The organism is Evansella cellulosilytica DSM 2522, assembly GCF_000177235.2.
Taxonomy (GTDB): Bacteria; Bacillota; Bacilli; order Bacillales; family Salisediminibacteriaceae; genus Evansella; species Evansella cellulosilytica.
Genome location: NC_014829.1, coordinates 3,070,008 through 3,092,458, shown reverse-complemented (window position 1 = coordinate 3,092,458; position 22,451 = coordinate 3,070,008). Strand labels below are relative to the sequence as shown.

Here is a 22,451-nt window from a genome sequence, read left to right as displayed (position 1 = left end):
TTTGAAATGGAAAGGGATTTTTATTTTTTTATCGAATAATGTAACAGAAAACTATATTAATAAAATATATGGAGGGCTTTTTCTATGGCAAATACGACATCTTTACCAAAAAGAGATGAAATCCCAAAAGAGTTAACATGGGATTTAGAGGATATTTATGCAACAAACGATGATTGGGAAAAGGACTTTTCTCAAGTGAAAGAGATGCTACCGAAACTAAAGGAATTTAAAGGAAAGCTAGGAGAATCAGCAGATTCATTATATGATCTCTTAAAATACCAAGATGAAGTATCAATTCTTCTTGGGAAATTGTATACATATGCTCATATGCGATATGATCAAGATACTACGAATTCTTTTTATCAAGGTTTGAATGACCGAGCAAGTCAATTATTATCACAAGTATCTAATGCGGCTTCTTTTGTTACACCTGAACTTCTTTCTATTCCAGAGGAAAAGATTAACCAATTTCTAGATGAAAAAGATGAACTCAAGCTTTATAAGCACGCACTAGAAAAGATAAATCGTCAAAGACCTCACGTATTAAGTGAAAAAGAGGAATCAATATTAGCACAAGTAAGCGAAGTAACGGATAGTTCTTCAAATACATTTGGAATGTTAAATAATGCAGATATGAAGTTTCCCTCTGTGAAGGATGAAGAAGGTAATGAAATCGAAATTACACATGGACGTTATATTCGATTTTTAGAAAGTGACGATCAAAGAGTTCGATCAGATGCATTTAAGGCCGTATATGATACTTATGGTAAATTTAAAAATACTTTTGCTAGCACAATTAGTGGTAATGTAAAAAGGAACATTTTTAATGCAAATGTAAGAAATTATGAATCGGCAAGGCAGGCAGCACTAAGTAAAAATGATATACCAGAGGTGGTGTATGATCAGCTAGTTTCAACTGTAAACGATCATTTACATTTATTGCACCGTTATGTAAAGCTACGTAAGAAGGTTCTTGGTGTAGATGAGCTTCATATGTATGATCTTTATACACCATTAGTAAAAGAAGTAGATATGAAAATCCCTTATGAGGAAGCAAAAGATCTTGTTACAAAGGGGGTAGCACCACTTGGTGAGGAATATGTATCTATAGTTGAAGAAGGCTTCAATAATAGATGGGTAGACGTTGAAGAAAATGTTGGAAAAAGAAGTGGAGCCTATTCATCGGGAGCATACGGAACGATGCCATACATTTTGATGAACTGGCAGGACAATGTCAATAACTTATTTACTTTAGCACATGAGTTTGGACATTCCGTTCATAGCTATTATACGAGAAAACATCAACCTTATCCTTATGCAAATTACTCGATTTTCGTTGCAGAAGTAGCATCTACTTGTAATGAAGCCTTATTAAATGATTATTTATTAAAGGTGACAGATGATAAGCAGAAGCGTTTATATTTATTAAATCATTTCCTTGAAGGTTTTAGGGGAACTGTTTTCCGTCAAACGATGTTTGCAGAATTTGAAAAATTAATGCATGAAAAAGCAGCAAACGGAGAACCGTTAACACCAGACCTTCTCAGTAGTATGTATTATGATTTAAATAAAAAGTATTTTGGAGATGACATCGTTATTGATGATGAAATTGCATTAGAATGGGCAAGAATTCCTCATTTTTATTACAATTTTTATGTATATCAATATGCTACAGGGTATAGTGCAGCGACGGCATTAGCAAAGCAAATTCTTGATGAAGGTGAACCAGCTGTTCAAAGATACATTGACCATTTCTTAAAGGCAGGTAATTCAGATTATCCAATTGAAGTACTTAAAAAGGCTGGAGTGGATATGACGTCTTCCGAACCAATTAAGCAAGCACTAGCAGTGTTTGAAGAAACGTTAACAGAGTTAGAGGAGTTATTATCTGAAGCATAAAAAGTTGCAAGTGCGATAATATGGGCTTTACATTAAAAGTAATAAGAGGGTGACCTAAAAGGTAAATTCCAAACCTTTTGAGTCACCCTCTTTCTACCTTGATGGTCTAAATCCCTTAAAGCGATGCCGCTCATTTATTGTGTGTGTAAAAATGATAATGGAAAGCAACAGCAATGGCATAGAGACCCAAAAAGGGAACAAATGTAACAAACTTAATATAACTAAGAAGAAACAAACAACAATACATAGGAACATAAATATGAGAAAAATAAGCAAATCTAGTCCCCCTCCTTTAGTTAATTAATAAACATAGACAGCCTGACTACTCCTTTTATTAACAAATATGCAGGTATATTAGAAAATAGACAAAGATGTTCTTTTTTCATTGATTTTATTTAATAATAAATTTCATCATTCACTTTCTAAGAATACTAAATGAGATAATTAGGGAGGTACTATTTTTAAGGGACGATAATTATGCAATTCATTCATTTATATATATTAAATTAGATTTGAAAAGAGTATTTGACGATTTTGTGAAAAAGATCACGACTTGATTGCTTTCATACATGAACTCTGATAAATTAAAGTTGTGAAAGGAATCACATAGCTCCCCCTAAAGTGTATGTGTTTAATAGACGTCACAAACCCCTGGACGTACCCCTTTCATAGATAAACTTGACAATGTTCCGATTGAAAAAATCAGGTTACCCCACCTGATTTTTTTCATTGTAAGACAAGTATAAAAATATGGAAGCGGCATTTTTCCACACTTTATGGCTAGTTTTAAATAAAGAAAGTATCTCAAACTAGACAGAGGAATTTAATCGCCGTGCGTACTAGCGAGAAGAGCACTCACTAGTACTTTAAGGGATACGGCGAAATTCCACTGCTTCTAAAAAAGACTAAAACTAGCTTTATGGCTAGTTCTAAAAGTATCAAAACTAGGCAGAGGAATTTAATCGCCGTGCGTACTAGCGAGAAGAGCACTCACTAGTACATGAAGGGGTACGGCGAAATTCCACTGCTTCTAAAAAAGACTAAAACTAGCTTTATGGCTAGTTTTAAAAGTATCAAAACTAGGCAGAGGAATTTAATCGCCGTGCGTACTAGCGAGAAGAGCACTCGCTAATACATGAAGGGATACGGCGAAATTCCACTGCTTTTAAAAAAGACTAAAACTAGCTTTATGGCTAGTTTTAGTCTTTTTTATTGAATAAAGCGCCATAGAGTTCCGTATTTTACAGGAACACGTTCTACTAGTTGCATAATCTGGAGCTTTTTCATCTTTTTTTCCGTTTGTTCAATAGTCCAATCAAAAACAACACTAATTTCTTTCGTAGTAACGACAGAATAAAATTCTAAAAAGCTTTCTAACGTCATTTGAGGACACTTTTCCATTTGTTCACCTAACATATCTTCCATTATTCTAACGTAAGTAGGGTAGTCGTATAAACCAGGTACATTTAGCCCAGGCTCATCTACATTATCATTAAAGAAAACTAAAGTAGGTACGGCAGTTACTTCCATTTCCTTCGTCGTACAAACATCATTTTGAAAAGCTTTGGAAGAAGTTTTAGAGTGTAAGTCTTGTTTAAACTCGTTAACATCTAAGCCTTTTACTTTGTTTGCACATTCTATTAAGACTTCTTCACAAGCTATGTTTTGTTTATGGAGAAATAGTGCTTCTCTCAGGCGGCGCAAAAACTTGGAGCCGATTGCTTTTCCTTGAAGTTCGGCGGCTTTAATAGCCAATATGGCTAAATACGGCGTTGTAGGTGTAGCCTCATACCATACATCACCATCACAAGGCATACCGGTTCTTGTTGCTGTTTCATCATAAGAACGAGCTAATTCTCTAATATGTGCTGCCTTTTTAGAACCAGCTGGTTGATTTAATGACTTTAACTCATTGGCAAGTAAAGTTCGTAAAGTGAAGTACGGTGAATATTCCATTTGTAGTTTTTTTACAATTGGTTCTAGTGCCCAGCATTCTGGACATAGTGGATCAATAAACATATAAATTTCGATTGGCTTCTTTTTACGGTCCTTATAATAGGAGGAAGGCTCCTCTGGACAACAAAGGCCTAATTCATCATTACAAATAAATTTTTCTTCTTTAGAAGTCATATCCTATCCCCCTGAAACAAATTACACTTTTGTATTTACCATATGATGAGCGGTATATGTTAATCTTTCGAATAATTGCGATCTAATAGGTTCTTGTAGTTCAATATCAGCCATTGCTTGAGACATACAAGCTAGCCAAGCGTTCGCTCTTTCTTCTGTTATTTGAAAAGGCATGTGTCTAGCGCGAAGCATCGGGTGACCATGCTCTTCTGAATATAAAGGTGGTCCGCCGAGAAATTGTGTCAAAAATTGTTTTTGTTTTCGAATTGTCTCGGTAAAATCATCTGGAAAAATTGGTGCTAGTGCTGGATGAACAGCAACTAGTTCATAAAAACGTTCTACTAATTGATGTACATTCTCCTCACCAATTTCATCAAAAGGTGTTTTCTCAAATTGTGAATGCATTGTTCCTTCTCCTCTAGCATACCGCTATTTTTTTACATATATTTTAATGCTTAGTTTATTTATCATTTAATAATCTTTCTATTGTAAACTTATTGTAACAAGCATTCATATTATTCAGCAACAAATGTGAATTATTATGCCATTTTTCAAACATTATTATGTTATTTATGGTGTTTATAGTACAGAAATAGAAAAAGAGAGTACCCCAAAATTTTTATTTCTTTGGAGTACCCTCTATATCATTAGAGTATTTGCAATTCATGTTATTTATATGACATTTGGAATAGAACGCTTCCTAAATGTATCCAGTACTGTTGGTACGTATTTTTCCGTTTCTTTAAATGGAGGAATTCCACCATATCGATCCACATTACCAGGTCCAGCATTATATGCAGCAAGTGCTAATGAGATATCTCCATTGTAACGATCGATCATAGATTTTAAGTAACGAGTCCCAGCATCTATGTTTTGCTGTGCATCAAAGCTATCTACGACACCAAGACTTTTGGCTGTTTTCGGCATTAACTGCATTAGCCCTCTCGCTCCTGCTGGACTAACAGCGTTGGAACGAAAGCTAGATTCATGCTGTATGACAGAATAGATAAGGTTTGCATCTACCCCATGTTTTTTTGCAGCTGATTCTATAAGGGATAAATATGGTTTTGCTCTTTCATTTGTACTTTCTATTTGTGTATTAAAAGGAGTGTGTACCATTTCATTAAATTGCAATAATGGCACATGGTTAGTCATCCCATTAAGCTTTGATATATTATTTGAAAGCTTTTCTAATTCATTGTCTAACAACCCTTGGAACATGCTAGTAGCATTTAAAGGAGTCGAAGTTAATTTTTTTGATTGATTTTCTCCCCAAGAACGAAGAACTTGCCACTGATAAAAGTCATTCATCATATTTGTTTTCATATCTTTATCCCCATTCTGCAAAATAAAAGTACTTATTCTTCCTCAATTTTTTTTTGAAAAAATCTGCTCATTTTACTGTCCGTTTTTCTTTTAGGAATACGATTTTTTTCTAAAAGTTGGTTAAAGAAGGCTTGTCCAGACTTTACGTCATCACATTCAAATTCTAATTCGTAATCAACTGTATCAAAGTAATAACTTTTATCGAGTACTAAAAGACCTTCAACCAAATTTTTTTCAGCACGTTCTGTTGTAAGCTTTCCTAAGTACTGAACATTTTTTGAATGAGGTATTATCGATATTAATTGATGTGTTACATCGCCTTTAGGGAGATGACCGTATGAAATGGCATCTTCAAACTCTTCTTTATTGAGACTTTGATGCGTTTCAAAAATTGTATTCTCTTCGCTAGATTGCTTCAACGTTAACGTGTACAAGGTTTCTTTATTTCTTATTCGTAATGCGCAACGGTTATTTTTTAAGTCCATATCTTTTGTGTCAAAATAATAATTTACTTGTGAAATAACATCATTCAAATGTATAGAATACGTTTGTAGCAAACGCGAGTATTCTTCTTCAGTTAATATGTTTTTAAATTCAATTTCTATTTCATGACTCATTACATTCACCTACAAATCTTTTCATAAAGAAATTTTGTTAACAATTTGTAAACATCTTCTTATCATTTCATGGAACACTTTCTTTTACTATATAATTATATACGACTGAAAAGTGTAGTGCTATAAAAATTATGATAAACTAAATGTGGAATGATTTAGGAGTTATTATGGAGGGTGAATAAGATCATGAAATCATGGACAGTAGAAGAAATTTTTCTAAATGAAGATCAAGGTGAAGCACTAGTAAAAGCTGAAGAACCTTTAAGCTATATAAAACAACTGAAGGCAGGAGAGCAGATTCTTGTTGATTCTGATGCAAAAGCATTTGTATACATATTGGAAGATAATGAAGGTTACGTACATATAAGATTTCCATTAGCGGTATGGAGCGAACTAGAGGTAATGAAAACAAATGGACTACCAATGTTCGTTGTATTCTCACATAAAGAAGAAAATATCATAATACAGCTTAACAATTTCTTAGAGGAGTTAAACACTCTCCTTGAAAACATAAAAGATAATAGCAACTACGGAAAAGATTTTGTCTTATCTGTAGAGAATGCTTTTCATTTATAAAGTGCATAGAAAGTTATTCATTTATGCTTTCTAGTTGGTGGTGATTACATGTTGGATTGGAACACTTTACTAGCTCCTTACAAACAGGCAGTAGACGAAATGAAAATTAAATTAAAAGGTATACGAGAGCAATACCAGTTATCCTCTCAACATACTCCTATTGAATTCGTTACTGGGAGAGTTAAGCCTGTTTCAAGTATTTTACAAAAGTCTAAGAGGAAGAATATACCTTTAAATGAGCTGGAAGAAAAGATGCAAGACTTAGCTGGTGTGCGGGTGATGTGTCAATTTGTTGGAGATATAGATACAGTTGTAGAGTTAGTAAGAGCGAGAACTGATTTTGAAATAGTTGAAGAGCGTGACTATATAAAACATAAAAAGAATAGTGGGTACCGTTCTTACCACTTCGTTCTAAAATACCCAGTTCAAATGATTGAAGGTGGGGAAAAGAGAATTTTAGTTGAACTTCAAATAAGAACGTTAGCAATGAATTTTTGGGCTACAATAGAACACTCCCTTCAATATAAATATGCAGGTAAAATTCCTGCAGAAGTCGAACAACGTTTACAGAGGGCGGCGGAAGCAGCGTTTCGATTAGATGAAGAGATGTCGCAAATTCGCGGAGAAGTCCAAGAAGCGCAACAGATTCTATCAAAAAAAAGGGATTCTGTTAGGTAATTTCCATGAAAGGGTGCACCAATAATGAAATACACAGTTTGCTCTCGGGGAGATCGTGACTCCCAAGAGATATCGCAGAAAATACAACAGTACTTAGACGACTTCCATTTAGAATTGGATGCTGAAAAACCTGAGATAGTTATTTCTGTAGGTGGAGATGGAACATTATTAAAAGCTTTTCATGAATATTCTCATCGACTACATGAAACAGCTTTTGTTGGTGTACATACAGGTCATCTAGGTTTTTATGCAGATTGGCAACCAGAGGAAGTGGAGAAGTTGGTCACTCATATTGCAAAAACGCCTTTTAAAATTGTTGAATATCCACTGCTTGAAGTAACGATTACTTATTATGGTCAAAAAGATAGTCAGCAATTTTTAGCATTAAATGAGTGCTCTGTGAAAAGTACAGAAGGTTCCATTGTCATGGATATAGAAATAAAAGGGGAGTTGTTTGAAACATTTAGAGGAGATGGATTATGTATATCTACGCCCTCTGGAAGTACAGCGTATAATAAAGCTCTTGGTGGAGCTATATTACATCCTTCTTTAGCAACGTTTCAAGTAGCAGAAATGGCATCTATTAATAATCGAGTGTATCGAACTATTGGATCCCCATTAGTGCTCCCACAACATCATGTATGTCTTTTAAAGCCAATAAAGGATGCTGATTTCCATGTGACAATTGATCATCGAACGTTAATACAGCATGACGTGAAAGCTATTCAGTGCAGGGTCGCAGAGGAAAAAGTTCGATTTGCTAGGTTTCGACCTTTCCCGTTTTGGAAAAGAGTAAAGGAATCTTTTATAACAGGCTAATGAAAAGTATTCGATTACAATGGGTTATAGATAATGCTGCCACTGGGAAATTATTAAGGGATTATTTAAGAGAAGAAAAACAAATTTCAAGAAAAGCTTTAGCAGATATAAAGTTTAATGGAGGTCAAATTACTGTTAACGGAAAAGAAGAGAATGTTAGGTATACACTTCGCTTAGGCGATGTAATAGAGGTAATTTTCCCTAAAGAAAAAGTAAGTCGTTCTATTAAGCCGTACAAAATAAAGCTTCATATTATTTTTGAGGATGAGCATGTAATAATTATAAATAAACCTCCTCATTTGCCCACTATACCAACACGTAATGAAGGGGAACCATCTTTAGCAGGAGCAATCCTGGCTTATTACATAGAAAATGGAATACCTTCTACTTTTCATGCTGTTAGTCGTCTTGACCGAGATACCTCTGGCTTAGTCATGGTAGCTAAACACCGTTATATGCATGACCTATGTGTGAAACTGCAAAAAAGTTATGAGATTAAACGATCTTACGTTGCGTTAGTCGAGGGCATTTTGTCGGACGATTATAATACAATCGATTTGCCTATTTCAAGGAAAACGACAAGTATTATAGAAAGAGAAGTAAATGAATTCGGTAAAAGCGCTATAACACACTACGAAGTATTGAAAAGGTATAGTGGAGCTACACTTTTACAGTTGACATTAGAAACTGGACGAACCCACCAAATTAGGGTTCATATGAGTGCAATTGGACACCCCTTATTAGGAGATACTTTATATGGAGGGGACGTCCGCTATATTGATCGACAAGCGTTGCATTCTCATCAATTATCTTTTTTTCATCCAATTAATAAACGAGAGTATACGTTTCATTGTCCTATTCCAGATGATATTGAAGATGCGATGAGCAAGTTCTAAATGAGTGATGAGTAGAGAAGTACAATTTTGGAATAGTGTATTAAAGACATTTAACTAGCTATCTAAAGAGTTAAATGTCTTTTTTAAAAGAAAGTATAAAAGAAAGACCAACGTTGTTTATTGTCCTTTAGTTTTAGCGGTAAGTGAAGGTGTTGAGTAAATTATTGGAAGCCATAAGCATCTTCTTCTATAGGATGAAATTTTTCTTCGTTAAATGGTTGATGGGAAGAAACAGAAACGATTGATTTTTCTGGCCATTGTAATGCGCTTAAACGATTTCCGAAAACACAACCAGTATCAATGTTAATTGTGTTTTCAACTTGACGTACTTGTTTGACAGGGGTATGCCCATAAACTACTGTGCATTCATATGTATATTTTTTTGCCCAATCCCTTCTGACAGGTCGTCCATCGGGATGCTTCTCTCCAGTAATATCTCCGTATAGAACGAAGGTTTTTACACTTTTATTCGTCTTCCCAATGTCTTGAGGTCTTATGCCTGCATGTGCGACCACTAATTTACCATCATCGAGCTGCAAGTAAAGTGGGCATTCTTCATATAAACGTTTAAACATAGAAGAAAGATGTTGATATTGTTTTTGAGTAAGCGCTTCCAATTCCGCTACGGTCGTTTCTAAACCGTGGCTAATAACAACATTTCTACCTAAAAAGTAACGATATAATTTATTGCAATGATTACCTGGGCAATAAAGTGCCTGGTCGTTTTTTACCCACGTGCATACCGATTTAATTACAGATATGGAATCGGGCCCCCGATCCGTCAGGTCACCTAAAAATACTGGTTTGCGATTGTCTTTATGAGATAAATTATCTTCTTCAAATTGATATCCAAGCTTTTGGAGTAATTCTACCAATTCCTGATAACAGCCGTGTATATCTCCAATTACATCATACAATATGATCACTCCTTTTAAATAAAACTTATTAATAGTGTTACACGAATCAGCGAGTATTATCTAGTTAAACCACTTAAGATAAATGGAGCATTTTGGTAAGAAAAAGTAATCTGATTGACGTTTTGAAAAAAACAAAGTAAAATTAGTACCAAGTGCTAATAACAACTATTATAGGGGTGGCCTTTATGAAAATTGATTTAAGTAATCGTACGTATGTAATTATGGGCGTAGCTAATAAAAGAAGTATAGCATGGGGGATTGCAGAGTCTTTGTCAAAAGCAGGCGCAAGACTTGTTTTTACATATCAAGGAGAACGTTTAGAAAAGAATGTTAGATCTTTAGCGGAAACGCTTGAGCGAAATGACTCTATTATTTTGCCATGCGACGTCACTAATGACGAAGAAGTGGAAAAAGCGTTTCAGGACATACAAGCGCAAGTAGGTGTTATACATGGGATTGCACATTGTATTGCTTATGCAAAGAGAGAAGAAATTACTGGTGAATATTTAAATACTACGAGAGATGGCTTTTTACTAGCGCAAAATATAAGTGCATACTCATTAACAGCAGTTGTAAAAGCTGCTCGTCCGATGATGACGGAAGGTGGAAGCGTGGTTACACTGACGTATCTTGGTGGAGAGAGAGTTGTGAAAAATTATAACGTTATGGGTGTAGCAAAAGCTTCATTAGATGCCAGTGTAAAGTACTTAGCAAATGATCTCGGTGGAGAAGGAATTCGTGTAAATGCCATTTCTGCTGGACCAATCCGTACGTTAGCTGCTAAAGGAATTGGTGGATTTAATGATGTGCTTAAAGAAATGGAAGATAATGCGCCTTTAAAACGACCAGTTACACAAGATGAAGTAGGAGATACAGCTTTGTTTCTAATGAGCGACTTATCACGAGGTATTACGGGTGAAATTCTTCATGTTGACGGTGGTTATAATACAATTGGATTAATGTAATCATTTTTAAGGACCGTGCGGTAGTAGCACGGTTCTTTTTCGTGCGCTTGGCAGCGCATCGAACTAATGGGTGGAAGTCCCTAACACGCCGAAGTGGCGGAAGTGTATAGCTGACAGGTAGTGCATGTCCGCGAGGAAATGTGTGGAGGACCTGAAGGCGAATCTCGGAACAGACGACTAACCACCATGTTGGCTGACAGAATCGGATAACCTTGCGAAAGATGGGGAAGTCCAGTGCCACAAGAGGGTTCTGTAAGTTATGAGGACTGGGTTCGAGGGAAAGTTTGATGACGTGACCCAAGGAGATCTCATCATCTCCGCTATGCAGTGGTAACTCTCAAACAAGTCCGTGAGGGGCGAGTTGGGATTATGGGTGGTGAGAAGTCAGAGCAGGGGATATTAGTGAATAAGCTCGTCGGAAAAGTCGTAATGGCGAGTGACTTAGCATGGCGTTGCTAAGGCGAGCCCTTACCCAAAAGGAAGGGACTTGATGCGAAGCCCGTCTGTCCATGGAAGAAAAGCAATTCAATTTAGAAAGCCGTCATGTGCCAAGCAGAAGCCAGTGAGGTGGAGCCTAAGAACTGGGGTCGAATAGTAAGTAGACCGTTTGGGACGGAGTACTTTAGGTAAAACTCGGAAAATGCCGTGTGCTAGTCATCCGAGAGAGCCAAGGGAAGGATACGAACATGAGCGAGAGATTAAATCAGAAGAGTTTTCGTGATGGAGTAAAGTCTACACAAAAGAGAAAATGGTATAGCTTAATGGATAAGGTATGGGCTATGTCCAACATGGAGGAAGCATTCAAAGAGGTAAAACGAAATCGAGGGTCTGCAGGAGTAGATGGAGTTTCTATCCGTACTTTTGAACACGGGGTGGAGGACAATGTACAAGTTCTTCAACGTGAATTAAAAGAAAAGGCCTATAGACCGAGACCCGTGAAGCGTGTATTTATTCCAAAAACGGATGGGACGAAAAGACCTTTAGGAATTCCTACTGTGAGAGACCGTGTTGTTCAAGCGGCTGTACGTCGCATTATAGAGCCAATTTTCGAAGACAAATTTTTGGATTGTAGTTTCGGATTCAGACCGAATAAAAGTGCACATATGGCATTAGAGAAAATCCGAAAGGATTTAATGGATGGGTATGTGTACGTAATTGACGCTGATCTAAAAGCCTACTTTGATACAATCCCACAGGATAAACTCATTCAAGCTGTAAGGGAAGAAGTAGTAGACGGTAGTGTTATTCGGTTGATTCAGAGTTTTTTACAAGCAGGGGTTATGGATGGAGGAAGCTTCCACCTTACTGAAAAAGGAACACCTCAAGGTGGGGTTATTAGTCCATTACTTGCAAATATCTATTTACACCCACTCGATGAACTGATGACAAAACGGGGGCATCGAATCACAAGGTACGCTGATGACTTTGTTATATGTTGTAAATCACAAAAAGGGGCTGAAAGAGTCCTTAAATCAGTAACTCGCTTCTTAAACGAGGAACTAGGTTTAACGGTTCACCCTGAAAAGACTAAGGTTGTTAATAACCTAGAAGAACCATTTCTATTTTTGGGTCACGAATTCAAGGGTGGTTATTATGTTTCTGCATCTCCTAAAGCTTTAAAGAAATTTAAAGAAAAGGTTAAGGAGATCACTAGGCGAAACCAAACCGTAAACATCGAGACATTGATTAAAGAAAAACTTAATCCATACCTAAGAGGTTGGGGTAACTACTTTGGTCACTTTTATGGGAAGACTATATTCACTATATTTGATGGATGGATACGTAGAAGATTAAGATCAGTTCAATTAAGAAGTTGGAGAAATATTAGGAAATTGCACAGGGAACTGAGGAAAAGAAAATGGAAAGGAGATCTCCCTAGATTGCGTATGAATAGATGGAGAAGCTCTTTGTCTACCCCAGTACATACTGCTTTACCTAAAGAATGGTTCGTAGAAATCGGTCTTGTCTCACTTGTAAAACTTTACAATGATCATCATCCCCAACGGGGATAATCATGGAGGAGCCGTATGCGATGACCCGCACGTACGGATCTGTGAGAGGCGCATGAATAATTTCATGCGCCTACTCTATTTGAGGAGAGATAGAAAGGGTGGCACGAAAGGGGGAAATTCAACCTTTTGTGTCACCCTTTCTTGTTAGATGAAATAGGTACTTAAAGTATCATTTAGATAGGCTCTTTTCGTAAAGTTTGATGTTTTGAATTAAATTTGTTAGCTTGGTTGCCCTACAAGCGGACGCTTTTCGCGGACAAGGCTATAACTAATAGGGAAAAATTCACTGGCAATGGCTCCGTTTGTTGCATTGAGGGCACTGAAAAGTGCAGATCAACTTTTTCAGTGCCCTTCTTCATATTCCCGCTGGAGTAACCACCTTTCGTTTCACCAAGTCTGAAAAAGCAACAAGTTTTACAAAAAACGCTTTTAGAAAAGTGATTTTTCTTAGATCATTAGCAAAAATGAATTTTTATCATATGGATAGAGAGAGGGGCCTCTCACTATTTTCTTTATAAGCAGGTGCGAAAAGAAATGACATTACATGGATTTCAATTTATGTTATTTGCACTAGCAGTTTTCAGATTAACTCATTTATTACTATATGATTCTATAACATTGTTTATAAGAAAGATATTCTTAACTTACGAAGAAGAAACCGATGAATCTGGAGAAGTGGAAACTGTCATTGTGATTGAGGATGTTGGTTGGAAAAAATGGCTTGGTGAGCTTTTTACTTGTCATTGGTGTATGAGTATTTGGTCGAGTATTTTATTATTATGCAGTTACTTCATACTACCTACAATTGTTTCAGTTATTATCATCATATTAGCAGCCTCGGCAGTTGCTTCGATTATTGAATCGGCCATTATAAAATGGCTATGATGAATACTGAAATTCGGATGAGAATATCGCTTATCTATAATTTAGAAAAGGGAGGTTACCAATGAAAAATATCCTTGTAACTGGAGGATTGAGTTTTATTGGTTCCTACTTTATAAAGATGATTGCAGAAAAGCATCCACATACATTTATAACTAATGCTGACCGTAAAAAATCAGATTATAATGGAACCGAAAAGAAACTAAATAGTTTAAAAAAATATCGTTTTATTGAGACAGATCTAGATGATAAATATTCGGTAAATAATCTATTTGATATCAATTATGACGCAATCATTTATTTTGAGGATTTAAAGGACGATTGCACGTTGGTCCCTTCTATTTCAAAACAAGAAAGTGATTTAAGTGTAGTTCACTTATTGGAGCAATTAAGAAAAGGGAAAGCAAAACGAATGGTATATGTTTCTTCTAGTGAAGTCATTGGTTCTCATAGGAAACCTTTTGTTTCATATATGGGAAAAGAAAACACAACAGACTTATATATACGCTCGTTTTTTCGAACATATGGCGCTCCAATTATATCCGTAAAAAGCTGCTGTAGTTTTGGGGAGGATCAAAGGCATAGTGAATTTATTCCTAATGTCATTACAAAAGCAGTTAATAACTTAACTATTCCTATATACGGCAATGAAGGCTTAATAAGAGAGTGGGTGTACGTTAAGGATCAATGTGAAGCAATATATTTAGCTTTAATGAAAGGACGAATAGGGAAAACATACTATATTCACACGAGTGAACCAAAAAAAGATATAGAAGTAGTAAAAAATATCCTTGCGCGAATGAAAAGACAGGAATCACTCATGAAGTGTAGTTTTCCTGTATTTACTCAAAAAAGAATTCATAAGGAAGAAGACCTCATCTCAGTACGTGAACTCGGTTGGAAGATGACCCATACATTTGGTGCTGCATTAGAAAAAACTGTCCAGTGGTATTTAAATGAATTAATAAAAGAGACAAAACGCAAATGAGTTAATACTAAAAAGTCAATATTGAACTTGCACTAGAAAAAGATTAAAAACTAGCTTCATAAAGCTAGTTTTTATTTCTTCTTAAATGGTTGTGGAATCTTTCCGAAAGTGCGTAGTAACTAGCAGAGTACTCAAGATTACTTCAGAATAATGTGGCAAAATTTCTTCATCATTTTTTAAAAAATCGCTTCGTTAGCAAGTTTTAATATTTCATACATATGGTAGTAATAAAGGATGGAAAAAAAGGGGGCAGTTACAGTGGCGAAGGAAAAATTAACACCTGTTCAAGTGAAACAAAAGGTAATATATCTGCAATCAGAATTACAAAAATATCGTAACAAAGTAAAGGATTATGAGGAAAACTATCATTACAAATTGCTAGAAGAATTAAAAGTGGAAAATGATATGTTAAAGAAAGAAAATCGTAAATTAGAAGATAAAATGGAACAGTTAACTAACGAAAAAAAAGGACTATTGTTAGAAAAGGAACAGTTAGAAGCTAATATTCAAATTATGACGAGAGAAAAGGAAAAAATGATATCCGAAAAGAAGGAAAAAGAATTAGAAAAGTCAAATAATATAAACGAAGCACCTTTTGTAAATCCTCAAGAACCTTCGAATATTGTAAATGAACAAAACAACACTACCTCTGATTATGAATGGTTCAAAAATAACGTGAAGCAGTCTTCAAATATTACTAAATCTGATCACAGTAAATAATGAATAATTTTGTTCGTTTCGCTGTGTTAAGACCTTGTTGTTGAATCAAGTGATGTATACACGTTTCCACAGTCGTCTAGTACTTATTGTGATAAATAAAAGGCATCCACGAGAATGATATATTTTCATCATATAAAAGCGTTTCGTTTAGAAAGTGTATGAGCGGGTATAGCTTATTAAAAACGATGAAGTGAGGTGCTAGTAATGGGATATATACCACCAATGAAAGATGAACAGTTTATTTTGTACAATCAAAGAAAGAATAATAGTAGAACGAATATTAGCCCAACTGCACCGACGCAAATAGTTGAGTTTTTTGATGTAACAAAGGAGAAAACGTACTTCAATGAAAAAGAAAAAGTCGATTATAAACATAAACAGCTAAATAAAGAAAAAATAAAACATATCGGTGAAAAGGTAGAAAATGAATTAAGTGGTAAAGGGAAGTACGTAGATGAATCGATATAATCAATAGTGACCCAACGAGAGGTAGAAAGTCTTGTCAGTGGAATTTATCCGATGTGCATACTAGCGGGCTTAAACGCCGAAAAGGAGGGCACTGAAAAAGTGAAAGAACACCACTTTTTCAGTGCCCTTATTGCTTTTCCTTCTGGAGTCTCCACCTTTCGTTTTACAAAGTCTTAAATAACAACAATGTTTACGAAAACAGCCTTAAAAGAAAAGACGTTATAGCAGCTTTACTGCTATAACGTCTTTTCTTATGCAGAATAATCGGGTGTGATGTATGTCACAGATTAGTCACTGTTTTGCAACTATATGTTCACAGTTACAACAGTCGTAATAGTGTTTTCCGTTATATACTAAAAGTGAAGAAAGTTAGTGATCACTAAACAAAATAAACTTCAATATTAGTAAAGTGGAACTTGTATTATTCAAAATTGCTATTATCATATTTTATAACCTTTAGGAGGAATGTAACATGTTTATGAACTTTATAAGAAACAACAAAATCGCAGCAGGTATTTTAACAGTATTACGAATTTACTTAGGATGGTCTTGGTTAACAGCAGGATGGGGAAAAGTGACAGGTGGATTTGATGCAAGTGGTTATTTACACGGCGTAGTAGCAAACGAAACAGTAGCGGCAACGTATCCAACATACCACGCATTTATAGAGAACTTTGCCTTACCGTATGCAGGTACATTTAGCTTTATGGTCGCTTGGGGAGAGCTACTTGTAGGATTAGGACTAATCATCGGTGTGTTAACGACGGCAGCTGCTTTCTTTGGTATCATGATGAATTTTGCGTTTATGTTTGCAGGGACAATTTCAACAAATCCTTGGATGACATTGATCACAATCTTTATTTTAGCTGCTGGTTACAACGCAGGTAAATTCGGAGGAGACCGTTGGGTCATACCATATCTTCGTGCAAAGCTATTTAGAAGTAAAGGGAATGCAGAAGCAACAACAGTATAATGATGTAGCACTCTGATTCTGTTCAGAGTGCTTTTCTGTATGATAAGAACAGGCGGCTATCTTACCTGGAATTATTTCTTTTAGGAGAAGCTGTCAAATCGTCGCAATCCCTTTTTAACCCGTCTCCCTCATATAGGGAGAGGGTGATCCCTTCCTAAAAACTATAGTTCATGGTTAGAGAGAGGGCGAGCCGTAAAAACATCCTAGATTTATAAAGGAGAAACCTTTTTAACATGAACTCATTTTAGGAAGGGATTAATGTATTTTATGATTAAAAAGATGGCTTGTATAGCTATGTAGCGGAAATATAAAAAAATAGGTCAATTGTTTTTAATTTCTTTCGGAATAGTCACTTTTCACTATTGCGTTTACATATAGTGAGGTGAGGGAGGCGTTAATATGCAAAAATTAATATGGGGAGTTGACTCAGCAGCTGCAGTCAACGAGCAGCTGTTACAATGTGTACGAAGTAACTTCGGTCAACCTGACGTGTGGGGAAGATACTTAAATACAATTGAAAATGTTAGTGAAGGGCTAACAAGGACAGAAATCTCTTTCTTAAAAAATAATGGTATAAAGGTGATGCCTATTTATAATAATTTCCGTTCTGCAGTAGGCTATCAAGCAGGAAGAATTGCAGCTCAAAATGCGATTTATAATGCACAAAGAGTTGGCATCGACGAAGGGGTATTCATCTTTGCCAATGTAGAGCGTTTTTTTGAAGTAGATGCAGATTGGATTATTGCTTGGGTGGAAAGGTTTTATAATAGTAATTATCGACCTGGAATATACAATGATCCTACGGAAGGCCCTTTTAATGAAGCTTATTGTCAAGCAGCTGAGAGAAGTGATCTCGTACGAGAACAAACGGTACTTTGGAGTGCAGAACCAGAAGTCGGCATTTCAGCTAAAACGAAAATGCCTCGTTACAATCCAGTAGCACCTAATTGTGGTGGAAACGTTTGGGCTTGGCAATACGGTAGGGATGCTGATGAGTGTCCAATTGACACCATTCTCGTTCAAGAGCGGCTTTTTAGCGAACTTCATTAATAGTAAGAAGAGCGCTGTCCGAAAAGCTATTAAGAGTTCAGGCTATGGCTCCATGCGCCCCGAGCAAACTATAAAAACGCCACTTATACTGGGCTTTATAGGTTTGTGGAGACTTCGCACAATACTTAGAGGGTGACTCAAAAGGTAAAAATTCAACCTTCTGAGTCACCCTCTTTTTTTTAATAATTTCTTGCTGAATTTACCAAGCCCATGCTGCTCCAATAATGACGAGCAGAATAAACAGAACAAGGACTAAAGCAAACCCTGCTGCAAAACCGCCTCCGTGGTGTCCGTAACCCATAATCGAACCCCCCTTTCGTATAGGGCTACTACAACATATGTAAGGTAGCTACTTTTTGTATAGTTAATTAGCAGTTACAAATTAAAAATGGGCTAATGTTGTCGTTAAAAACATTAAAAAATACAATGTGGGCAAACACACATTTTTTAGAAATGACTACAATAATAAAAAGTGAATATCATCAAATATTCCTAAAACAAAAGGGAGATGATGAAATGATTAAAATGAAAATCTTCAAAGGAAGAAAAAATCAAAATAGTCGTTCGAATAAATCCATGACTGCAGAGCATTTAATGAAGGGTAAGAAAGAAGGTAAAATCTTCTTAACAAAAGAAGGAGAAAAGCTATTAAATAAATGGTCGTAGGATGATAATCTCCGAAAGAGGATGACTCAAAAAGTAACATTTCGACCTTTTGAGTCATCCTTTTTCAAGTGAGTGCAACTGGTCCTGGCACTACTTCATGGTTATAAATCAATCTTATCAATCAACCTCGTTCTTACTGATTCATAAGTGGAAATACAACTTAAATGCAGGAATATATTAATAGATATGGAAGATTTAAATAAATAGGATTGGGAAAGGGGGGCTAAAATAATATGTTATATTTTTTATCATTCATTCTCTCTATTGTATTAATTATAGCAATATTAGCTACTTGGATAAATACTAAAAAGATTTTAGAGGATTTAAAAATGATTAAAAGAGAGTTAGGTATAAAAGATACAGAGAGAAAGTCGTCACTTAAAAATACGTTTATAGAAGATAGCGAGAATTAGTAGGACGGAATAGAAGATTTATATTTTTTGAGCACTCATAAAGTCTATTCATTTTAGAAAATACTTACTTATAGGTAGGAGAACCTATAAGAATAGTGTACATATAAAAATCGAAAAGCGGAGCGTTTCGAGACAACTTTAACCCGTTTTTTTTTGAAATCGATCGTTTCCTTTGTACTGTCTTTTCCATCTAAAAATAGTTATAATGAATGGTAGTTAGTTATACCTGGTAATAAAACAATAAAATGATTGACTAATAGAAAATAATAGTAGGGAGAGAGTGTGATGAAAAAGCGGGTAGTTATTACAGGTATTGGAGCGGTAACGCCGTTAGGGAATGACATAGAAACAACGTGGGAACACATAAAAAATGGACAATCTGGAATAGCACCTATAACTGGGATTAATACTGATCAATTTAATGTGAAAGTTGCCGGACAAGTGAAAGGTTTTGACCCAAAAGAGTATATAGATTTTAAGGAAGCTAGAAGAATGGCTAGGTTTACGCACTTTGCGATTGCTGCTAGTAAAATGGCTGTACGTGATGCAGCTGTAAATATCGGTGATAATGTCGACCCAGAAAGAGTAGGTGTTTGGATTGGGTCCGGGATTGGTGGATTAGACGAGTTCGAAATACAGCATAAAAGGTTTTTAGATAAAGGACCAAAGCGAGTTAGTCCCTTTATTATACCAATGTTTATTCCTGATATGGCATCAGGAAGGGTGTCAATAGAACTAGGTATAAAAGGGATTAATAATTGTTCGGTAACTGCCTGTGCTTCGGGAGCAAATTCGATTGGGGATGCGTTTCGAGTTGTACAAAATGGGACAGTTGATATGATGATCGCTGGTGGTTCTGAAGCTTCTATTACAGAAATGACAATAGCAGGTTTTTCTAATATGACAGCACTTTCTACAAATCATGATCCAAATAGTGCAAGTAGACCGTTTGATAAAAATAGAGATGGTTTTGTTATTGCAGAAGGATCAGGAATTATAGTACTAGAGGAATTAAATCATGCGCTCTCAAGAGGAGCGAAGATATATGGGGAAATAGTTGGATATGGTGCTACCGGTGATGCCCATCATATCACGACACCAGCGCCTAACGGTGAGGGTGGTCAACGTGCAATGAGATTAGCTTTAGAGGATGGAGGAGTCTCACCTAGTGAAGTCGATTATATAAATGCGCACGGAACTTCGACTAGTTACAATGATTTGTTTGAAACGAAAGCAATAAAAGAGGTATTTGGTGAGCATGCGTATCATCTAGGCGTGAGCTCAACAAAATCTATGACTGGTCACTTATTAGGAGCTACCGGAGCCGTCGAAGCCATTTTTTCATTATTATCGATGAAAGACAGTATTTTGCCCCCAACAATTAACTATAAAACTAAAGATGAAGAATTGGATTTAGATTACATCCCAAATGAATCCAGGCATGTAAATGTAGACGTAGCGTTATCTAACTCATTTGGTTTTGGTGGACATAATGCAACTCTATTATTTAAAAAATATTAATTCATTTGTAAGCAAAGTACCGAGCTGCCGCATTTTTTAAGAGGCTGTCCCAAAAGGTCATTGAAAGTGACTTTAGAGGGAGAGTCTCTCTTTTTTTTTTGTTTTTTACTGTTTTATCTAAACTAAAGAATAGTAGTGGGTGAAATTAGCCCACCTTTTTGTCTTTTTTTAATGTTCTTTGATCAAATCTTCTAAGTATACGCATAGAGGATAACTTTAAGCATCATTTATGGGTGGTAAGGTGATCTTCCCCCACCATCATAGGTGCAACAGAAAATTCGTATTAATCTGTTCAACTGCTTCATGAACAGTTCTACATACATGATTCTCTGGTATATGTACTTCTAAATCCATTGGTAAATAGAGCTGTTCAATGTTATAATTTTTGAAAGGTATATAATCATATGTCATAAGAAAATCGCTCCTTTGGTAGGTTATTGGTGGTACTTTAATTATACTAATTAGAGCGATTTTTTTATTTTTCATTTCTGTTAAAAATAAGCAAGTTTATTATCTAAGTAATGCCGATGTGGTTTTCCATTGATATAAATAACTCGAACAGCGATAGGCGGCGACTCCAGCGGGAAAAGCAATAGCTGAAGATCCCGCAGGGTGATTTTCCCGAGGAAGCTGAAGCATTGCCCGCGGAAAGCGTCCGCCTATAGCGGTTCGAGTACTCTTATAGTAATTACCAGAAAACAGAGCGAGGCTGCCCTAAAGTTTATACTTTTGGGACAGCCTCTATTAATATTATATAAGCAGTTATGCTTTAAGTACCCATTCGCTAAAATGCCAATTCCAAAGGCGTACCTTTATAAGCCTCTTTCTAATCAACCATCTTTGATTGTACATAGTGATATAATAGCTTTGTTGTTTCTTCAATAGAGCTAATATGAGTACGTTCAAAGGCGTGTGAAGAGTCTATTCCAGGGCCGACTAATCCATGGACAATATCATTACCAGATCTAATTGCCGCAGATGCATCAGATCCATAATATGGATAAATATCGAGCTTAAAACCAATTTTATTTTCTTTTGCTAGTGAGACTAAGTTTTTCCTTAACTCGTAGTGATACGGACCACTGGCATCCTTTACACAGATGGATACTGTATACTCGTCAGTAGCCTGACCATCACCCATTGCTCCCATATCTACCGCTAAGTATTCAACTGTTTCTGGTGTGATATTTGAGTTTCCACCATATCCAATCTCCTCGTTATTTGAGATGAGAAATTGAGTAGTGTATGGTAATTGTAATTTTTCAGTAACAACTTGCTTGATTAATTGTAGCAAGATACCAACACTCGCTTTATCATCAAGGTGACGAGACTTTATATAACCACTTGGTAAAACTTGTACTCTAGGATCAAACGATACAAAATCACCAACCTCAATGCCAAGTGACCGTACTTCATCAGCACTGTGTACTTTTTCATCGATTCTAACTTCCATATTATCCTGGTTTCTTTCATATTTACCCGCATTTTTGTAGACATGTACAGATGTTTGATGCATTAAAATGGTGCCAGAATAAATATCACCAGCAGAAGTTTCTATTTCACAGTATTCTCCTTCAATAGAGTTGTAGCGAAAACCACCTATGAGGTCAAGCTTTAACCTACCACTAGGTTTAATTTCTTTTACTATCGCACCTAGTGTATCAACATGCGCAGTTAGCATTCTATGATTTTCGGTATCTTTGCCACGGATGGTTGCGATAAGGCCGCCTTTACGATTTCGTTTCGTTTCCACATTCAGTTTGTTTAAATAATCTTCAACAAAGGAAATAACTTTATTCGTATTCCCAGAAGGGCTAGGAATACTGACTAATTCTTTTATTAAGCTTACTGTATCTTGCACATTTGGATAAGTCATATAGATCACCTTTCACATTTTATTTGTATCGGTATGTAAGTAAGTCACTTCCATTATAC

Annotated in this window: 24 protein-coding genes; 16 read left to right on the top strand and 8 right to left on the bottom strand. The window is 35.9% G+C overall.

Features of this window, described 5'->3' with window-relative positions; genetic code table 11:
* Window positions 1-84: 84 nt before the first annotated feature.
* Window positions 85-1,899, top strand: coding sequence for an oligoendopeptidase F (pepF, locus tag BCELL_RS14360; RefSeq protein ID WP_013489482.1), 1,815 nt, complete (start codon window positions 85-87; stop codon window positions 1,897-1,899).
* 1,209 nt (window positions 1,900-3,108) lie between these two features.
* Here pepF and BCELL_RS14355 read toward each other — a convergent pair.
* The 4 genes from BCELL_RS14355 to BCELL_RS14340 form a co-directional block, all read right to left on the bottom strand.
* Complete coding sequence (locus BCELL_RS14355; RefSeq protein WP_013489480.1) at window positions 3,109-4,029, bottom strand: ClpXP adapter SpxH family protein; 921 nt, start codon at window positions 4,027-4,029, stop codon at window positions 3,109-3,111.
* Between the two features lie 21 nt (window positions 4,030-4,050).
* The gene (locus BCELL_RS14350) at window positions 4,051-4,434 is read right to left on the bottom strand and encodes a globin domain-containing protein (protein ID WP_013489479.1); all 384 of its coding nucleotides are present in this window, start codon (window positions 4,432-4,434) and stop codon (window positions 4,051-4,053) included.
* Between the two features lie 267 nt (window positions 4,435-4,701).
* On the bottom strand, window positions 4,702-5,355 hold the full coding sequence (locus BCELL_RS14345; RefSeq protein WP_013489478.1) for a lytic transglycosylase domain-containing protein: 654 nt from the start codon (window positions 5,353-5,355) through the stop codon (window positions 4,702-4,704).
* Between the two features lie 32 nt (window positions 5,356-5,387).
* The gene (locus BCELL_RS14340) at window positions 5,388-5,972 is read right to left on the bottom strand and encodes a CYTH domain-containing protein (protein WP_013489477.1); all 585 of its coding nucleotides are present in this window, start codon (window positions 5,970-5,972) and stop codon (window positions 5,388-5,390) included.
* Window positions 5,973-6,146: 174 nt separating this feature from the next.
* Here BCELL_RS14340 and BCELL_RS14335 point away from each other — a divergent pair, with 174 nt between their 5' ends.
* Genes BCELL_RS14335 through BCELL_RS14320 form a run of 4 tightly spaced genes read left to right on the top strand, consistent with a single transcriptional unit; the run spans window position 6,147 to window position 8,941 of the window.
* Window positions 6,147-6,548, top strand: a complete 402-nt coding sequence (locus tag BCELL_RS14335) for a UPF0738 family protein (RefSeq protein ID WP_198283983.1) — start codon at window positions 6,147-6,149, stop codon at window positions 6,546-6,548.
* Window positions 6,549-6,596: 48 nt separating this feature from the next.
* On the top strand, window positions 6,597-7,226 hold the full coding sequence (gene yjbM, locus BCELL_RS14330; RefSeq protein ID WP_013489475.1) for a GTP diphosphokinase: 630 nt from the start codon (window positions 6,597-6,599) through the stop codon (window positions 7,224-7,226).
* A 24-nt stretch (window positions 7,227-7,250) separates the two neighbouring features.
* On the top strand, window positions 7,251-8,045 hold the full coding sequence (locus BCELL_RS14325) for an NAD kinase (protein WP_013489474.1): 795 nt from the start codon (window positions 7,251-7,253) through the stop codon (window positions 8,043-8,045).
* Complete coding sequence (locus BCELL_RS14320) at window positions 8,045-8,941, top strand: RluA family pseudouridine synthase (protein ID WP_013489473.1); 897 nt, start codon at window positions 8,045-8,047, stop codon at window positions 8,939-8,941. The genes BCELL_RS14325 and BCELL_RS14320 overlap by 1 nt, the downstream gene beginning before the upstream one ends.
* A gap of 161 nt (window positions 8,942-9,102) precedes the next feature.
* Here the strand turns inward: BCELL_RS14320 and prpE are convergent, their stop codons facing one another.
* Window positions 9,103-9,861, bottom strand: a complete 759-nt coding sequence (gene prpE, locus BCELL_RS14315; protein WP_198284018.1) for a bis(5'-nucleosyl)-tetraphosphatase PrpE — start codon at window positions 9,859-9,861, stop codon at window positions 9,103-9,105.
* A gap of 182 nt (window positions 9,862-10,043) precedes the next feature.
* Between prpE and fabI the strand changes: the two genes are divergently transcribed.
* The 8 genes from fabI (at window position 10,044) to BCELL_RS14275 (ending at window position 17,916) form a co-directional block, all read left to right on the top strand.
* The gene (gene fabI / locus BCELL_RS14310; protein ID WP_013489471.1) at window positions 10,044-10,823 is read left to right on the top strand and encodes an enoyl-ACP reductase FabI; all 780 of its coding nucleotides are present in this window, start codon (window positions 10,044-10,046) and stop codon (window positions 10,821-10,823) included.
* Between the two features lie 686 nt (window positions 10,824-11,509).
* Complete coding sequence (ltrA, locus tag BCELL_RS14305; protein WP_013488213.1) at window positions 11,510-12,835, top strand: group II intron reverse transcriptase/maturase; 1,326 nt, start codon at window positions 11,510-11,512, stop codon at window positions 12,833-12,835.
* Between the two features lie 534 nt (window positions 12,836-13,369).
* Complete coding sequence (locus tag BCELL_RS14300; RefSeq protein ID WP_013489470.1) at window positions 13,370-13,720, top strand: DUF1360 domain-containing protein; 351 nt, start codon at window positions 13,370-13,372, stop codon at window positions 13,718-13,720.
* Window positions 13,721-13,781: 61 nt separating this feature from the next.
* On the top strand, window positions 13,782-14,705 hold the full coding sequence (locus BCELL_RS14295) for an NAD-dependent epimerase/dehydratase family protein (RefSeq protein ID WP_013489469.1): 924 nt from the start codon (window positions 13,782-13,784) through the stop codon (window positions 14,703-14,705).
* Window positions 14,706-14,963: 258 nt separating this feature from the next.
* Window positions 14,964-15,425, top strand: a complete 462-nt coding sequence (locus tag BCELL_RS14290) for a hypothetical protein (RefSeq protein WP_013489468.1) — start codon at window positions 14,964-14,966, stop codon at window positions 15,423-15,425.
* Window positions 15,426-15,629: 204 nt separating this feature from the next.
* A complete protein-coding gene (locus BCELL_RS14285) occupies window positions 15,630-15,893 on the top strand; it encodes a hypothetical protein (RefSeq protein WP_013489467.1) in 264 nt (87 codons plus the stop codon).
* Window positions 15,894-16,365: 472 nt separating this feature from the next.
* Window positions 16,366-16,866, top strand: a complete 501-nt coding sequence (locus BCELL_RS14280) for a DoxX family protein (RefSeq protein WP_013489466.1) — start codon at window positions 16,366-16,368, stop codon at window positions 16,864-16,866.
* A gap of 399 nt (window positions 16,867-17,265) precedes the next feature.
* Window positions 17,266-17,916 (top strand): glycoside hydrolase domain-containing protein, encoded by a 651-nt coding sequence (locus tag BCELL_RS14275; RefSeq protein ID WP_013489465.1) that lies wholly within the window; start codon window positions 17,266-17,268, stop codon window positions 17,914-17,916.
* 199 nt (window positions 17,917-18,115) lie between these two features.
* Here BCELL_RS14275 and BCELL_RS22195 read toward each other — a convergent pair whose 3' ends face one another.
* Window positions 18,116-18,217 (bottom strand): YjcZ family sporulation protein, encoded by a 102-nt coding sequence (locus tag BCELL_RS22195; protein ID WP_013489464.1) that lies wholly within the window; start codon window positions 18,215-18,217, stop codon window positions 18,116-18,118.
* A 215-nt stretch (window positions 18,218-18,432) separates the two neighbouring features.
* Here BCELL_RS22195 and BCELL_RS22655 point away from each other — a divergent pair, with 215 nt between their 5' ends.
* From BCELL_RS22655 to fabF, 3 genes are all read left to right on the top strand, one after another.
* Entirely contained in the window at window positions 18,433-18,582 is a 150-nt protein-coding gene (locus BCELL_RS22655; RefSeq protein WP_157184205.1) for a hypothetical protein, read from the top strand.
* A gap of 233 nt (window positions 18,583-18,815) precedes the next feature.
* Entirely contained in the window at window positions 18,816-18,995 is a 180-nt protein-coding gene (locus BCELL_RS14265) for a hypothetical protein (RefSeq protein WP_013489462.1), read from the top strand.
* Window positions 18,996-19,277: 282 nt separating this feature from the next.
* Entirely contained in the window at window positions 19,278-20,516 is a 1,239-nt protein-coding gene (gene fabF / locus BCELL_RS14260; protein ID WP_041808305.1) for a beta-ketoacyl-ACP synthase II, read from the top strand.
* Between the two features lie 258 nt (window positions 20,517-20,774).
* On the opposite strand, the gene BCELL_RS22650 is transcribed toward fabF, so the two are convergent.
* Both BCELL_RS22650 and BCELL_RS14255 read right to left on the bottom strand, forming a co-directional pair.
* A complete protein-coding gene (locus BCELL_RS22650) occupies window positions 20,775-20,927 on the bottom strand; it encodes a hypothetical protein (RefSeq protein WP_157184204.1) in 153 nt (50 codons plus the stop codon).
* Window positions 20,928-21,342: 415 nt separating this feature from the next.
* Window positions 21,343-22,392, bottom strand: coding sequence for a M42 family metallopeptidase (locus tag BCELL_RS14255; protein ID WP_013489460.1), 1,050 nt, complete (start codon window positions 22,390-22,392; stop codon window positions 21,343-21,345).
* Window positions 22,393-22,451: the final 59 nt, after the last annotated feature.

What these genes read in the sequence shown, in the direction of transcription:
- pepF (WP_013489482.1), top strand. Translation starts at nt 85, where the DNA reads ATGGCAAATACGACATCTTTACCAAAAAGAGATGAAATCCCAAAAGAG.
- BCELL_RS14355 (WP_013489480.1), bottom strand. Translation starts at nt 4,029, where the DNA reads ATGACTTCTAAAGAAGAAAAATTTATTTGTAATGATGAATTAGGCCTT.
- BCELL_RS14350 (WP_013489479.1), bottom strand. Translation starts at nt 4,434, where the DNA reads ATGCATTCACAATTTGAGAAAACACCTTTTGATGAAATTGGTGAGGAG.
- BCELL_RS14345 (WP_013489478.1), bottom strand. Translation starts at nt 5,355, where the DNA reads ATGAAAACAAATATGATGAATGACTTTTATCAGTGGCAAGTTCTTCGT.
- BCELL_RS14340 (WP_013489477.1), bottom strand. Translation starts at nt 5,972, where the DNA reads ATGAGTCATGAAATAGAAATTGAATTTAAAAACATATTAACTGAAGAA.
- yjbM (WP_013489475.1), top strand. Translation starts at nt 6,597, where the DNA reads ATGTTGGATTGGAACACTTTACTAGCTCCTTACAAACAGGCAGTAGAC.
- BCELL_RS14325 (WP_013489474.1), top strand. Translation starts at nt 7,251, where the DNA reads ATGAAATACACAGTTTGCTCTCGGGGAGATCGTGACTCCCAAGAGATA.
- BCELL_RS14320 (WP_013489473.1), top strand. Translation starts at nt 8,045, where the DNA reads ATGAAAAGTATTCGATTACAATGGGTTATAGATAATGCTGCCACTGGG.
- fabI (WP_013489471.1), top strand. Translation starts at nt 10,044, where the DNA reads ATGAAAATTGATTTAAGTAATCGTACGTATGTAATTATGGGCGTAGCT.
- ltrA (WP_013488213.1), top strand. Translation starts at nt 11,510, where the DNA reads ATGAGCGAGAGATTAAATCAGAAGAGTTTTCGTGATGGAGTAAAGTCT.
- BCELL_RS14300 (WP_013489470.1), top strand. Translation starts at nt 13,370, where the DNA reads ATGACATTACATGGATTTCAATTTATGTTATTTGCACTAGCAGTTTTC.
- BCELL_RS14295 (WP_013489469.1), top strand. Translation starts at nt 13,782, where the DNA reads ATGAAAAATATCCTTGTAACTGGAGGATTGAGTTTTATTGGTTCCTAC.
- BCELL_RS14285 (WP_013489467.1), top strand. Translation starts at nt 15,630, where the DNA reads ATGGGATATATACCACCAATGAAAGATGAACAGTTTATTTTGTACAAT.
- BCELL_RS14280 (WP_013489466.1), top strand. Translation starts at nt 16,366, where the DNA reads ATGTTTATGAACTTTATAAGAAACAACAAAATCGCAGCAGGTATTTTA.
- BCELL_RS14275 (WP_013489465.1), top strand. Translation starts at nt 17,266, where the DNA reads ATGCAAAAATTAATATGGGGAGTTGACTCAGCAGCTGCAGTCAACGAG.
- BCELL_RS22195 (WP_013489464.1), bottom strand. Translation starts at nt 18,217, where the DNA reads ATGGGTTACGGACACCACGGAGGCGGTTTTGCAGCAGGGTTTGCTTTA.
- BCELL_RS22655 (WP_157184205.1), top strand. Translation starts at nt 18,433, where the DNA reads ATGATTAAAATGAAAATCTTCAAAGGAAGAAAAAATCAAAATAGTCGT.
- BCELL_RS14265 (WP_013489462.1), top strand. Translation starts at nt 18,816, where the DNA reads ATGTTATATTTTTTATCATTCATTCTCTCTATTGTATTAATTATAGCA.
- BCELL_RS22650 (WP_157184204.1), bottom strand. Translation starts at nt 20,927, where the DNA reads ATGACATATGATTATATACCTTTCAAAAATTATAACATTGAACAGCTC.
- BCELL_RS14255 (WP_013489460.1), bottom strand. Translation starts at nt 22,392, where the DNA reads ATGACTTATCCAAATGTGCAAGATACAGTAAGCTTAATAAAAGAATTA.